10 protein-coding genes and 1 pseudogene are annotated in these 13,029 nt (G+C 70.8%); 3 read left to right on the forward strand and 8 right to left on the reverse strand.

Translation table 11 applies throughout. The features are described from left to right. Nucleotides 1–174: pseudogene (locus tag LE548_RS25765) on the forward strand (ATP-binding protein); the annotation flags it as partial. Nucleotides 175–417: 243 nt separating this feature from the next. Here LE548_RS25765 and LE548_RS25770 read toward each other — a convergent pair. The 3 genes from LE548_RS25770 to LE548_RS25780 form a co-directional block, all read right to left on the reverse strand. Then, a complete protein-coding gene (locus LE548_RS25770; RefSeq protein WP_225099324.1) occupies nucleotides 418–609 on the reverse strand; it encodes an acyl-CoA carboxylase subunit epsilon in 192 nt (63 codons plus the stop codon). Between the two features lie 56 nt (nucleotides 610–665). Continuing rightward, nucleotides 666–2,261, reverse strand: coding sequence for an acyl-CoA carboxylase subunit beta (locus tag LE548_RS25775; protein WP_225099325.1), 1,596 nt, complete (start codon nucleotides 2,259–2,261; stop codon nucleotides 666–668). Nucleotides 2,262–2,415: 154 nt separating this feature from the next. Then, the gene (locus LE548_RS25780; RefSeq protein WP_225099326.1) at nucleotides 2,416–4,740 is read right to left on the reverse strand and encodes a polysaccharide lyase 8 family protein; all 2,325 of its coding nucleotides are present in this window, start codon (nucleotides 4,738–4,740) and stop codon (nucleotides 2,416–2,418) included. 169 nt (nucleotides 4,741–4,909) lie between these two features. Here LE548_RS25780 and LE548_RS25785 point away from each other — a divergent pair, with 169 nt between their 5' ends. Next, entirely contained in the window at nucleotides 4,910–5,512 is a 603-nt protein-coding gene (locus LE548_RS25785; protein ID WP_225099327.1) for a YceI family protein, read from the forward strand. A gap of 276 nt (nucleotides 5,513–5,788) precedes the next feature. Here the strand turns inward: LE548_RS25785 and LE548_RS25790 are convergent, their stop codons facing one another. From LE548_RS25790 to LE548_RS25800, 3 genes are all read right to left on the reverse strand, one after another. Then, the gene (locus LE548_RS25790) at nucleotides 5,789–6,739 is read right to left on the reverse strand and encodes a helix-turn-helix transcriptional regulator (RefSeq protein ID WP_225099328.1); all 951 of its coding nucleotides are present in this window, start codon (nucleotides 6,737–6,739) and stop codon (nucleotides 5,789–5,791) included. Nucleotides 6,740–6,840: 101 nt separating this feature from the next. Beyond that, nucleotides 6,841–7,290 carry a hypothetical protein gene (locus tag LE548_RS25795; protein WP_225099329.1) on the reverse strand — a complete coding sequence of 150 codons (450 nt, stop codon included), beginning with the start codon at nucleotides 7,288–7,290 and terminating at the stop codon, nucleotides 6,841–6,843. Nucleotides 7,291–7,468: 178 nt separating this feature from the next. Beyond that, nucleotides 7,469–8,866, reverse strand: coding sequence for a hypothetical protein (locus LE548_RS25800; protein ID WP_225099330.1), 1,398 nt, complete (start codon nucleotides 8,864–8,866; stop codon nucleotides 7,469–7,471). An 87-nt stretch (nucleotides 8,867–8,953) separates the two neighbouring features. Between LE548_RS25800 and LE548_RS25805 the strand changes: the two genes are divergently transcribed. Continuing rightward, entirely contained in the window at nucleotides 8,954–9,550 is a 597-nt protein-coding gene (locus LE548_RS25805; RefSeq protein WP_225099331.1) for a GPP34 family phosphoprotein, read from the forward strand. Between the two features lie 261 nt (nucleotides 9,551–9,811). Here the strand turns inward: LE548_RS25805 and cimA are convergent, their stop codons facing one another. Both cimA and LE548_RS25815 read right to left on the reverse strand, forming a co-directional pair. Beyond that, nucleotides 9,812–11,422 carry a citramalate synthase gene (gene cimA, locus LE548_RS25810; protein WP_225099332.1) on the reverse strand — a complete coding sequence of 537 codons (1,611 nt, stop codon included), beginning with the start codon at nucleotides 11,420–11,422 and terminating at the stop codon, nucleotides 9,812–9,814. A 287-nt stretch (nucleotides 11,423–11,709) separates the two neighbouring features. Beyond that, nucleotides 11,710–13,011 (reverse strand): MFS transporter, encoded by a 1,302-nt coding sequence (locus LE548_RS25815; protein ID WP_225099333.1) that lies wholly within the window; start codon nucleotides 13,009–13,011, stop codon nucleotides 11,710–11,712. Nucleotides 13,012–13,029 lie beyond the last annotated feature (18 nt).

The raw sequence follows: 13,029 nt of genomic DNA on the forward strand, positions 1-13,029 counted from the left end.
ATCGCCCTCAACGGCTTCGACGGCAACCAGCCGTACAACCCCGAAGAGGTCCGCGAGGCCCTCCAGATCGGGCCCGACACCCCGATCATCACCACGGACGCCCGCCACCGCGCGGACGCCAAGTCGACGCTGATCACGCTGGTGGAGCATGCGCTGATGGCGCGGCTTCGGTAATCCACCGAGGATGTTGTACATCTGAGGGGCGGCACCTTTGAGGGTGCCGCCCCTCAGTGCTGGGGTGCCTGTACGGAAAGGGTAATTCGGGATCTCGCGTGCGGAGGCCGTGGCTGGCCCCCAAGCCCCCGCCGGCCGCCGGTTCCGGATTCTGGACCGTGCCGGACCCGTACACGGCGAGAGCCGCCGACTCCGGTCCACGGAGTCGGCGGCTCTCGCCGTTGTGCACAGGGTCCCAGGCGCTCAGTGCCAGCTGTGCGGCGCCCGGAAGCCGCCCTCGCGCTCAAGGCGGCGCCAGCCGGCCTTGGGGCGGGCGCGGCGGGTCGGGGTGATGGAGGTGCGGGCGGCCGCGCGGGCCAGGAGGACGGCCGTGATGGCGGCAACTTCCTCGGGCTCGGCGTGGCCCTTCTCGACGCGGATGTCGGGAGTGCTCATGAGTTCAGTCTCCGTGGGAAAGGGGTCCGCGGGGTTGCCGCGGCGGGTCCGCTCGGTTACTGCGGCGGGTTGCCGTGCTTGCGGGAGGGCAGGTCGGCGTGCTTGGACTGGAGCATCGCCAGCGACTTGACCAGGACCTCGCGGGTCTCGGCGGGGTCGATCACGTCGTCGACCAGGCCGCGCTCCGCCGCGTAGTACGGGTGCATCAGCTCGGACTTGTACTCCTTGACCATCCGCGCGCGCATCGCCTCGGGGTCCTCGGCCTCGGCGATCTGCCGGCGGAAGATGACGTTGGCCGCGCCTTCCGCGCCCATCACCGCGATCTCGTTGGTGGGCCAGGCATAGGTCAGGTCGGCACCGATCGACTGGGAGTCCATGACGATGTAGGCACCTCCGTACGCCTTGCGCAGGATGAGCGAAATCCTCGGCACGGTCGCGTTGCAGTAGGCGTACAGCAGCTTCGCGCCGTGACGGATGATTCCGCCGTGCTCCTGGTCCACACCGGGGAGGAACCCCGGCACGTCCAGGAAGGTGACGATCGGGACATTGAAAGCGTCACACATCTGGACAAAGCGCGCAGCTTTTTCCGACGCCTCGATGTCCAGGACACCCGCCAGCACCTGCGGCTGGTTGGCGATGATGCCGACCACCTGGCCGTCGAGGCGGGCCAGCGCGCAGATGATGTTGCGGGCCCAGCGCTCGTGGACCTCCAGAAACTCGCCGTCGTCGACGATCTCCTCGATGACCTTGGTCATGTCGTACGGCCGGTTGCCGTCCGCCGGGACCAGGTCCAGCAGCACGTCGCTGCGCCGGTCGACCGGGTCCGAGCTCTGCACCCGCGGGGGGTTCTCCCGGTTGTTCTGCGGGAGCAGCGAGATGAGGTAGCGGACCTCGGCGAGGCAGGTCTCCTCGTCGTCGTACGCGAAGTGGCAGACACCGGACGTCTCGGCGTGCACGTCGGCGCCGCCGAGCCCGTTCTGGGTGATCTCCTCGCCCGTGACCGCCTTGACCACGTCCGGGCCGGTGATGAACATCTGCGAGGTCTCACGGACCATGAAGACGAAGTCCGTCAGGGCCGGCGAGTAGGCCGCGCCGCCCGCGCAGGGGCCGAGCATCACGCTGATCTGCGGGATGACACCGCTCGCCCTGGTGTTGCGCTGGAAGATGCCGCCGTACCCGGCGAGGGCCGAGACGCCCTCCTGGATACGGGCGCCCGCACCGTCGTTCAGGGAGACCAGGGGCGCGCCGGCCGCGATGGCCATGTCCATGATCTTGTGGATCTTGGTGGCGTGGGCCTCGCCCAGCGCGCCGCCGAAGATCCGGAAGTCGTGCGCGTAGACGAAGACCGTACGGCCCTCGACCGTGCCCCAGCCGGTGATCACACCGTCGGTGTACGGCTTCTTCGCCTCCAGGCCGAAGCCGCTCGCCCGGTGCCGACGCAGCTGCTCGACCTCCTGGAAGGACCCCGGGTCCAGGAGCAGCTCGATCCGCTCCCGGGCCGTCAGCTTGCCCTTGGCGTGCTGCGCCGCCGTCGCCTTCTCACTCGGGCCGGCGACGGCCCTGGCACGGATCTCGTGCAGTTCGGCGACCCGTCCGCGCGCGTCCGCCGGCTCGCCGGTCGGTTCACCCGTCGTCTCATCCAAAACGGTCATGTAGCGACCTTACGAAGGACACCAAGAAAAGCGAGCCGTTGACTCCGTACAGTCTCCGGCCCGTTTTCCTGGTACGAGTGAACAGAACCGTGGACGCGTGCAGCCGTTCCGACTGCTCAGAGGGCACCGGGGTTGTGGAGAGGCCACAAAGCTGTCACCTGAGAGCCACCTCACATACGTGGTCCGCACATGCCATCCCCGGGGTGACGCGGAGACTCAGACGGCTGTCCGCCGACCGGACCTGCACCCCCTCACCGGCGCGGATCACCTCGCGCACCGGGCGGTCCCAGACGATCTCCAGCGGTACGCCCGTGCGCGGCGGCTCGCTGATGTGGAGGGTGGCCGTGCCGCCCCGGCGGACGACGAGGACGCTCGCCCCGGCCGAGACGGTGAGGTCCCCCACCGTACCGGCCCGCCAGAAGTTCGCCGCCCGCAGCCCCAGCCGGGGGACGGCGACGGCCTGCCGGAAGGTGTCGTTGGCGAGGACGCACAACCATGGGCGGTCGGCGGCCCGGGCGAGGGTCTCGGTGCGGGACGCGCCCGGCAGCAGGACGTAGACGTAACCGGCGTCCACGGGATCGGTGCCGTGGTCGAGCCACAGGGTCTGCCAGCGCCGGGTGCGCCGCTCGCCCGTGCTTCCCGTGTTGATGTCGGACCAGGCGCCGGTGCGGTCCTCGCGCAGGCTGCGCAGCTCGCCCCCGTGCGGCAGGAGCCAGCCGCCGTGCCCTTCGAGATGGGCCCAGTGCCGACCATGGACGACGTCCTGGGTGAAGGCCTGGGTGCCGCCCTCCCCCAGGTTGCGGTTGTCCACGACGGTCTCGACCGGGACGCCGTCGGCGCAGCTGATCCCGGCGCCGAGGCAGACCACCGCGTCGTCGAGGAAGAACCAGGACTTGCGGGCCTGAAGGGTGGAGCCGAGGCCCTTGAGGTGCTGGCCGACGGCCGCGTACGTGCCGTCCGTCGTCCCGCCGACCCAGCGCACGTCCGGCCGGGGCGCGCCCCACTCGCCGCCGGCGCGGTCGGCGAGGCGCTTGGTGGAAACGGTGGTGCCGGGCAGCCGGTACCAGTCGACGGTCGGCCAGAACCAGTCCGTGTACTGGTCCGAGCTGCCCTTCGGCCACCAGTAGAGCATTCCCGAACCGGTGTGCCAGCCGCGCGGGTTCTCGCCGTTGCCGCACTCGTAGTGGGCGATGCGGTCGCTGGCCATGGAGAGGGCGGCGGTGAACCGGGGGCCGCGGTGCACGGCGCGGTCCATGGCCGGGAAGAGGCGGTGGCCGAGGGGTTCGGCGAGCGGCGGGGCGGGCAAGGCGGCGACCGCGTGCAGCCGTGCGAGATCGGCGACATCCAACTGATCCGACGTCAGGACAGGCGTGACGGTGTCCCGTTGGATCCATCCCTTCACCAGGCCGTACCACCGCTCCCGTCGCTCCTCCCCCGCCCCGCCCGCGAGCAGTGCGACGGCGGCGATGAGCGCCTGTCCGTGGAAGTGGTCGCTGCGCATCAGGTGCAGGTCGTCGCCGGAGAGGTAACCCCGGCTGATGGCACGGCCGTTGACGCCGTCCATGACCAGCCCGTCGTGGATCAGGGGAGCGAAGGCGTGCTCCACGGCGTCCAGGACGTTCTGCCGGGCCGGGTCGGCGACCTCCCAGGGCGACCCGGCCAGCAGCGCGAACAGCCGCCCGAGGCCGTCGAGCAGGACCTGGCCGTACGTCCCCGAGTAGGCGACCCAGGTGTGCTGCACGAAGGAGCCGTCGGCATGGAGCCCGTCGCCCCGGGTGACGTACGGGAAGACGGGCGAGAGGGCGTCCCGGGCGAGGGAGATCTTCGCGTCGTCCCGGCCGAGGATGCCGCGCAGGAGGACGGAGCGGGCGAGGTCGACGCGGTTGGCGCCGGTGGAGGTGCCGGAGTAGTCGGTGAGCATCGCGTCCGGGATGAAGTGCTCCACGGCCGCACAGGCCGAGGCGACACGGACCGCGCCGAGGTGGTCGTACAGGGCGGCGGTGATGTCCATGAGCAGCCGGGGGCTGCCGATCTGCCATTCCCACCAGTTGCCGTAGCGGCTGGTCGAAGGGTTGTAGACGCGGGCGGAGAGATGGTCGAGGCCGCGCAGGACGGCGTCGAGGAGCGCGGGATCGCCGGTGCGGCCGGTGCCGGGCCGGCGGTGGGCCTGGGCCATGGTCCACAGCCGGCTGTAGCTGTAGGTGATGCCGGACGGCGGGTCGAAGGGGTGGCCGGGCCACAGGGAGTCCGGGGCGGGCGCCATGGTGCGGCTGAAGTCGGCTGCCAGGGAACCGAGTCGGGCGAGCCGGGAGGCGTACGGCTCGGCGTCCGGGTCGTAACCCGTACCGAGGGCGATGTCGAGCCAGCGGCGGCGCAGGGTGTCGTAGGTATCGCCGTCCGCGAAGGCAGGGGAGGCCAGGGCGGGGGTGAGGGCGGCGGCCAGCAGGAGAGCACGTCGGGTCGGTCCGGTCCTGCGCATGCCGGGGATGGTGCCCGAGTTCCACGCGGGCCGCCAGAGGGCACGCCCCATCACTGCGTGCGACGATGAAGACACGCTGCGCGTTATGTTGAAAACCGAACTGAATGGGTCTACCGTCGGAGACACCGAGTTCGTTTAACGTTCAACAGACATCTTCCTGGAGCAGGACATGGGCATCTTCGGCCGCAAGAGCAGCACCCCCGAGACCACCGCCGCCGACACGGGCGCCGACCTGACCGCGCTGACCGGTGAGTACACGATCGACCCGGCGCACACCACGATCGGTTTCACCGCCCGGCACGCCATGGTCACCAACGTCAAGGGAGCCTTCAACGACTTCACCGGCAGCCTGCACCTGGACGGCGCGGACCCCGGCAAGTCCACGGCCAGCCTCGACATTCAGATGGCGAGCGTGGACACCGGCAGCGCCGACCGTGACGGGCACCTGAAGTCGTCCGACTTTTTCAAGATCGACGAATTCCCGGTCATGACCTTCCGCTCCACCAAGGCGGAGGCCCTGGGCGGCGACGACTACCGCATCACCGGTGACCTCTCCATCCTCGGCACGACCAAGCCGATCACCATCGACCTGGAGTTCAACGGCGCCGCGAAGGACCCCTTCGGCAACGAGCGCGTCGGCTTCGAGGGCAAGGCCGAGATCCTGCGCTCGGAGTGGGGCCTGACCTGGAACGCGGCTCTGGAGACCGGCGGCGTCCTCGTCTCCGACAAGATCAAGCTGAACTTCGACATCTCGGCGATCAAGAAGGCGTGAGCCTCCGGCGGTTCGCCGACGCCCCGTGCGCACGCCCGCTCCCCGGAAAAGGGAGGGCGGGCGTTCGCGTGTCCTGCCAGGGAGGCAAGGGGAAGACATGCGCCACCCTCTCCCCAATCCCCCTTCCCTGTCCTTCGACTTCGCTACGGCCCCGTAGCCCACACCTTCCGATCCCTGCCTGGCGGGGCCGGTGGGACGAGCGTCGCTTCCCCACAGGTCAGTGCGGCGCGGCGGGGCAGCGCTGTGCGGAGGGGTGTTCCTGGCCCACGCCGTTGGTCAGGAGTGTGCCGTGAGCTCGTGTCGGACCGCGCGGCCGTTGCGCACCGTGCCGATCAGTCCCGCCTGGCGGAGCGCGGCGGTGTGCATGGAGGCCGCGCCGGGGCTGATGCCCAGCCGGCCGGCCAGCTCGCTGGTGCTCAGTGGCTCGGACAGCAGGCGCAGCGTGTGCGCTCGGGTACTGCCGAGGACCAGGGCGAGCGCGTCTTCGCCCGCGGCGCCGGGCACGATCGGTACGCCCCCACCAGCGGGGTAGACCACCAGGACCGGCTCCCCCTCGTTCTCGGTCTCGGCGTTCTCGGCGATCAAGGGGGCCATGGTCCAGTGGAAGGTGGGCAGCAGCACCAGGCCACGGCCGGCCGGCATCACGTGCCGCTGGTAGGGCGCGTCGAGCTCCCAGCAGCTGTCGACCAGCCGGGAGCCCGGGCACAGCATGGTCAGCGCGCCGACGACCCCGTGCTCGGCCGCGTTGAGGGCGTAACGAGCGAACTCGGCCTTGTGCTGGGCCGTTACGCGGGGCCAGGTCGCCCCGAGCACCGCGCGACAGGCGTCGTGAAGGCCTTGGCACAGCTGCTCCCGGGACGTGGCGTCACCTTGGGTCACATCGCTCAGCCATCCGGGCAGCGGGCCCGGCCGCCCTGCCCGGACCCGTTCGACGCCGTCCCGCACCAGGGTGACGGGGGCCGACCGGACCGCGTCCAGTCCGGTCGGCAGATCCACGCTCAGCGGATCCAGGAACGCCGGGCCGCGGGAGGACGAGAGCAGGTCCCACAGCGCCCGGGTGGTGACGGGCAGGCGTTGCCGTAACCCGCGCCGCCACCGTCCGAACGTCTGCTCCGAGTCCGGGCGCCGCAGCATCATCAGTGAGAGCTTGAGTTCGACGAGCGGTGCCGGCTGCGGTGCGAACTGGATCCGCGCAAGTTCCTGTGCCGACAACTCGATACGCAGCACGCCCGACTCCCCCGACGGCAGGCCGTTTGCTGAGAACCGAAAGCATGACCGAGGGCCTGTGGGCGCACCAGGCTGAGTTCACGCCATTCGACCCGGTGGCATCACGGGCAGCGGCCGATGGCGCCGCTCTGCCATTCGTTGTGCCAGTACCAGTAGTTGTCGACGTAGGCGCCGTAGACGAAGGCCTGGCCCAGGTATTCGTCCCAGCTGGAGGAGTACAAGTTGCCGTAGCTGGGGGAGTACGCGCCCTGCACCCGGTACCAGACGTCACCCTGACCGTTGATGTCGTCGCCCGTGGTCCAGCACTCGATCAGGATCTCGTCCTGGGAGCCCGAGACCGACGACAGATTGCCGGCGGGCTTCCAGCTGTTGGCGTGCGGCTGCGAGTAGACCCCCACCCCGTGGCCGCTCGCGTGGTAGGGGAAGCTGTACCAGTAGGCGTCAGCCGACGCGCTGCCCGCCGACAGACCGACTCCGCCGGCCGCCAGCGCCACCGCCGCCGCCGCAGTGGCGGCGCGTCGCCCGATCTTGCCGAGGATCCCCTTGGCCATGCCGATTCTCCCGTTCTGTCGAGCCGTTGCTCGCCTGCGCGGCGGTTGCCGCAGGGAGATGGTGACCGTCGGGATCAGTGGTGTGCGAGCTGTTCAGCCTGAACCAAATAGCTTGCGAAACCGCCCCAAAGCCGCACGGACCCCGCGTCCGGGTCGAGGGGATGGCCCGCGGCCCGTCTCAGAACCCCCCGCCGAAGTCCCCGCCGTTGTCTCCCCCTCCCCCGCCGAAGTCCCCGCCGTCGCCGAACCCGCCCCCGAAGTCCCCGGCGTCGAAGTCCGTGCCGGAGACATCACCGCCCTGGGAGCCGTCGTCGTAGCCGTAACCGGAACCGGGGCCGAAGTCTCCGTACCCGGTGCCGTAGTCGGCCGCGTAGGACGGGGTGGCCATCATGCTGCCGAGGAGGGTGCCGACGAGCAGGCCGGGCAGGATGCCGCCGCCGAAGTAGCCGCCCGCCCAGGGGCCGTAGGCGGGGCCCGCGTCCCAGTAGGGGCGGCGGCCGTAGTCGGTGTCGACCTCACGGATCACCGGGTCGCGGCCGTCCGCGAGCCGGGTGGCGTCGGCCGCGCACACCGGGACCTGGCGCGGGGCGCCGCCGGGCGGGGTCCAGTCGGAGTCGGTGACCGAGGGGCCGTGGCGCGGGTCGAAGAAGCAGGGCGGCCGGCGCTCGGGCAGCGGGCGGCCCTCGCGGCGGGCGGCGAGCTGCGAGAGGGAGAAACGGCCGTCCTCCAAAGCCTCCGTCACCGTGCGGACGTCCTCCGGGCGACGCGCCTCGGCCATGCGCTGCTTGGCGGTCTCGTAGGCGTCGAGCGCGCGCTCGTAGTCCGCGCGCATCGCGTCGTCGGCGCCGGTCTCCGCGGGATGGAAGTCGAGGCGGTCCAGCTCCTCGCCGAAGGCGGTGATGTCCTCGTCCACGACCACCCTCAGCCGGTCGAGAGCGGCCCGCTGCTCCTCCTCGCGGCGCCGTCGGCTGCGCCGGACCAGGGCGTACGCGCCCGCGCCGCCGGCCACGAGTACGGCACCCGTGACGAGCACCGCCGTACCGGACACCCCGCCGCCCGAGCCGGACGAACCGCCCCAGCTCCTCGGGGCATGCCCGCCGACCGTGGCCACCGCGCGGTCGGCGAAGTCGGTGAGCTGGGTCTTCACCGGCTCGCCCTGGACGCTGTTCACCAGGTTCTGCCGGGCCGTCGTGGACATGACGGAGGAGTCGGCGCGGGCGTCGAAGCGGTCGCCGAGGCGGATGCCGTACAGGCCGGTGATGCCGGTGGCCGCGCGCAGGTTCGAGAAGAGCCCGCTGGTCGGATAGCCGGCCGGGAGCACTGCGATGAACACCGGCTTGTTCGCGTCCCTGATCTGTTTCGCGAGCGCGTCGGCGTCCGCCTTCGACAGCTGGGACGCGGCCGCCGGGTCGACGTAGACGGGGCTCGCGCGCAGGCCACGGGCGATCACCGAGATGCTCGTGTCCGCGCTCGCCCGGGGTGCGAACGGGGTCGTCAGGACGAGGGCGAGGGCAGCCAGCAGCAGGGCCGCCGGCAGCGAGGCGAGCAGACTGCGGGTCCGCGGGACGGCCTTCATACTTCGAAGCTACCCGAATCGCCCTGAAATCTGACATATCGGAGAGTGGTGAGCGGGACCGTCGCTGCCATGGGGGACGATGACGGTATGACGACACCGCAGGATCTGTTCCTCGTCAGCCTGGACGTACCCGGTGAGCACCCCGTCGAGCAGGGCGATCTGTCGCTGGCGCTCGCGGGCGCCGAACTGGTCGACCTGCTCGGCACGCGGGCGCTCACCCTGGAGGGTGAGCGCATCGTGCCCGGTCCCGCGCTCACCACGGGCGACCGGATGCTGGACGAGGCCGGGGCGGCGCTGAAGCGGCAAGAGCCGCACGAGACCGTCGAGGACTGGCTGTGGCGCCGGGGGCAGGGGCTGGCCGCCGCCTACCGTGACGCGCTGGATCGCGCCGGACAGCTCACCGGGAAACGGCAGGGGCTGTTCCGGCGGGCCGGGCGGGATGCGGCTGCCGACACCCCGGCCCGGCAGCACGCCGCCGACCGGTGGTGGTCCCGTGAGCCGGTCCTCGCCGGCCTCGCCGCCACGCTGCGCATCGAGGCCGACCGGCCGGCGGAGCCTCCCGCCGACGAGGCCGTCGTCACCGTCCTGGCGGCGGTCGGCGACGCGGTGACCGAGCTCAACGCGGTCCGCGAACGCAGGCGCATCGAGAACGCGGCCTTCGACAACATCTGGCGTGCGCCGTAGCGACTGGAGGCGCTGCTCGCCGGGAGGTGCCTCCCCCACGCTCGGCTTCTCCCCCACGCTCGGCTTCTCCCCCACGCTCGGCTTCGCTCGCGCGGGAGGTGCCCCCATCGCGGGAGGGACCCCCATCGCGGGAGGGACCCCCATCGCGGGAGGGGCCCCATCGCGGGGGGACCCCTATCGCCCGCCCTCCCCCAGTCTCGGCTTCGCTCGACCGGGGGCACCCCCATCACCCCAGCGGCACGACTGCCCGCAGCTGCGCGGCTACTGCGCCGGCTCCACGCCCGCCCGCAGCAGCCCGTACGTGTACGCGTCCTCCAAGGCCTGCCAGGACGCGGCGATGACGTTGTCCGCCACGCCCACCGTGGACCACTCGCCGCCGCCGTCGGTCGTGGAGATCAGGACGCGGGTCGTCGACGAGGTGCCGTGCTTGCCCTCCAGGATGCGGACCTTGTAGTCGACCAGCTCCAGCGCGGCGAGCTGCGGGTAGATCTTCTCCAGGGCCACGCGCAGGGCGCGGTCGAGGGCGTTGACCGGGCCGTTGCCCTCGGCGGTGGCGACGATCCGCTCCTTCTTGGCCCACAGCTTCACCGTGGCCTCGTTGGCGTGCGTGCCGTCGGGGCGGTCCTCGACGATGGCCCGCCAGGACTCGACGTCGAAGTACTTCAGGGGCCGGCCCTCGACCTCGGCCCGCAGCAGGAGTTCGAAGCTCGCGTCCGCCGCCTCGTACGTGTAGCCCTTGAGCTCGCGCTCCTTGACCCGCTCGACCACCCGGCCGACCAGGGCGCGGTCGCCGCCGAGGTCGATGCCGAGCTCCTTGCCCTTCAGCTCGATGGAGGCGCGGCCCGCCATGTCGGAGACCAGCATGCGCATGGTGTTGCCGACCAGCTCGGGGTCGATGTGCTGGTACAGGTCCGGGTCGACCTTGATCGCGGAGGCGTGCAGGCCGGCCTTGTGGGCGAAGGCCGATACGCCGACGTACGGCTGGTGGGTGGAGGGGGTGAGGTTCACGACCTCGGCGATGGCGTGGGAGATCCGCGTCGTCTCGCGGAGCTTGCCCTCGGGCAGCACCTTCTTGCCGTACTTCAGCTCCAGGGCCGCGACGACCGGGAAGAGGTTGGCGTTGCCGACGCGCTCGCCGTAGCCGTTGGCCGTGCACTGCACGTGGGTCGCGCCGGCGTCGACGGCGGCGAGGGTGTTGGCGACCGCGCAGCCGGTGTCGTCCTGGGCATGGATGCCGAGCCGGGCACCGGTGTCGGCGAGGACCGTGGCGACGACGGCGTGGATCTGGGCGGGCAGCATGCCGCCGTTGGTGTCGCAGAGGATCACGACATCGGCGCCGGCCTCCGAGGCCGTACGGACGACCGCCTTCGCGTACTCGGGGTTGGCGCGGTAGCCGTCGAAGAAGTGCTCGCAGTCGACGAAGACGCGGCGGCCCTGTTCGCGCAGGTGCGAGACGGTGTCGCGGACCATCTCCAGGTTCTCGTCCAGGGTGGTGCGCAGGGCCAGTTCCACATGCCGGTCGTGTGACTTGGCGACCAGCGTGATCACCGGGGCGCCGGAGTCGAGCAGGGCCTTGACCTGGGGGTCCTCGGCGGCCTTGGCGCCGGCGCGGCGGGTGGCGCCGAAGGCGACCAGCTGGGCGTGCCGGAAGTCGATCTCGGCCTGGGCGCGGGCGAAGAACTCGGTGTCCCGGGGGTTCGCCCCCGGCCAGCCGCCCTCGATGAAGCCGACGCCGAAGTCGTCCAGGTGCCGTGCGATGGCGAGCTTGTCCGCGACGGTGAGGTTGATGCCCTCGCGCTGCGCGCCGTCGCGCAGCGTGGTGTCGAAGACGTGGAACGAGTCGTCGAGCTCGCTGGTTGCCGTCTCGGTCATGGTGTCAAGGCTCCTGTTGTGGATCTTCGGTCTTACCGGAATGACCGGCTCCACCGTCCCCCCAATGGTCCCTCGCGCTGACGTCCCCCGGCTGAAGGTGGGCCGGAAAACGAAAAAACCCCTCGCGGGTGCGAGAGGTCTGCGCGCGGGTCGAGGACGACGGTGGCCACCCGCACCTGGTCGTACGAGGTGGTCACTGCGGACCGGCGCGCCTGCTGCCAATAATCATGGCGAACGAGAGCACGGAGGCAGTCTGGCACAGCCCTGCCCCCGGCTCATCGTCCGTCTCAGGATGCGGTCGTCAGACTGGAATCCGTACGGTCCCTCACCCGGGCGAGGTCCAGGTCCTTGGTCTCACGCATGGTGACGTAGACCACCAGCGACACGGCGGCGCAGCCGGCCACGTACCAGAAGAAACCGGACTCGATCCCGGCGTTCTTGAACCACAGCGCGACGTACTCCGCCGTACCGCCGAAGAGGGCGTTGGCGATCGCGTAGGGCAGGGCCACGCCGAGGGCGCGGATGCCGGTCGGGAAGAGCTCGGCCTTCACACAGGCGTTGATCGAGGTGTAGCCGGTGACGACGATCAGCGCGAGCAGGGCGAGGCCGAGGGCGGACCAGTAGCCGTTGGCGTGCTTGAGGAGGGTCATGATCGGCACGGTGAGGAAGGTGGAGCCGACCGCGAAGGTGATCAGCAGCGGGCGCCGGCCGATCCGGTCGGACAGCCGGCCCGCGAGCGGCTGGAGGCAGGCGAAGACGATCAGCGCGGTGAAGGAGACGAGCGTCGCCGTCTGCTTGGACAGGCCGGCCGAGTTGGACAGGTACTTGGTCAGGTAGGTGGTGTACGTGTAGTACGCCACGGTGCCGCCCATGGTGAGGGCGACGACCAGGAACGCCTCCCGCTTGTGCTGCCACAGCGCGCGCAGCGTGCCGCGCTCCTCGGCGTGCGAGGTGTCCTCCTCGTACACCTCGGTCTCCAGCATGCTGCGGCGCAGATAGAAGATGATCGCCGCGCCGAGCGCGCCCACGACGAACGGGATGCGCCAGCCGTAGCTGTGCAGCGCGGAGTCGGACATGGTGTGTTGCAGGACGATCTGGATCCCCAGGCCGACGATCTGGCCGGCGGTCATGGACACGTACTGGAAGCTGGAGGCGAAGCCGCGGCTGCGCGGGTCCGAGGCCTCCGTCAGATAGGTGGCGCTGGCCGCGTACTCGCCGCCCACCGACAGTCCTTGCAGCAGGCGGGCGACGAGCAGGACGAGCGCGCCGCCGTAGCCGGCGACCGCGTAGGTCGGGGCGACGGCGATGAGGACCGCCGACGCCGACATCAGAGTGACGGTCAGCGTGAGCGCCGCCTTACGGCCCTTGCGGTCGCCGACCCGGCCGAGCAGCCAGCCGCCCACGGGGCGCATGAAGAAGCCGACGGCGAAGATGCCTGCGGTGTTCATGAGTTGGGCGGTGGGATTGCCGCTCGGGAAGAACGCGCCGGCGAAGTAGGTGGCGAAGCTCGCGTACACGAACCAGTCGAACCACTCGACCATGTTGCCCGCCGAGCCGACCCAGATCTTCTTCCAGTGTTGTCGTTCCATGGGCCGTTACTTGCCCGG

The sequence above is a fragment of the Streptomyces sp. CoH27 genome, assembly GCF_020181035.1.
Lineage (GTDB): Bacteria > Actinomycetota > Actinomycetes > Streptomycetales > Streptomycetaceae > Streptomyces > Streptomyces camelliae.

What these genes read in the sequence shown, in the direction of transcription:
- LE548_RS25795 (WP_225099329.1), bottom strand. Translation starts at nt 7,290, where the DNA reads ATGGCCAAGGGGATCCTCGGCAAGATCGGGCGACGCGCCGCCACTGCG.
- LE548_RS25815 (WP_225099333.1), bottom strand. Translation starts at nt 13,011, where the DNA reads ATGGAACGACAACACTGGAAGAAGATCTGGGTCGGCTCGGCGGGCAAC.
- LE548_RS25800 (WP_225099330.1), bottom strand. Translation starts at nt 8,866, where the DNA reads ATGAAGGCCGTCCCGCGGACCCGCAGTCTGCTCGCCTCGCTGCCGGCG.
- LE548_RS25770 (WP_225099324.1), bottom strand. Translation starts at nt 609, where the DNA reads ATGAGCACTCCCGACATCCGCGTCGAGAAGGGCCACGCCGAGCCCGAG.
- LE548_RS25785 (WP_225099327.1), top strand. Translation starts at nt 4,910, where the DNA reads ATGGGCATCTTCGGCCGCAAGAGCAGCACCCCCGAGACCACCGCCGCC.
- LE548_RS25805 (WP_225099331.1), top strand. Translation starts at nt 8,954, where the DNA reads ATGACGACACCGCAGGATCTGTTCCTCGTCAGCCTGGACGTACCCGGT.
- cimA (WP_225099332.1), bottom strand. Translation starts at nt 11,422, where the DNA reads ATGACCGAGACGGCAACCAGCGAGCTCGACGACTCGTTCCACGTCTTC.
- LE548_RS25775 (WP_225099325.1), bottom strand. Translation starts at nt 2,261, where the DNA reads ATGACCGTTTTGGATGAGACGACGGGTGAACCGACCGGCGAGCCGGCG.
- LE548_RS25780 (WP_225099326.1), bottom strand. Translation starts at nt 4,740, where the DNA reads ATGCGCAGGACCGGACCGACCCGACGTGCTCTCCTGCTGGCCGCCGCC.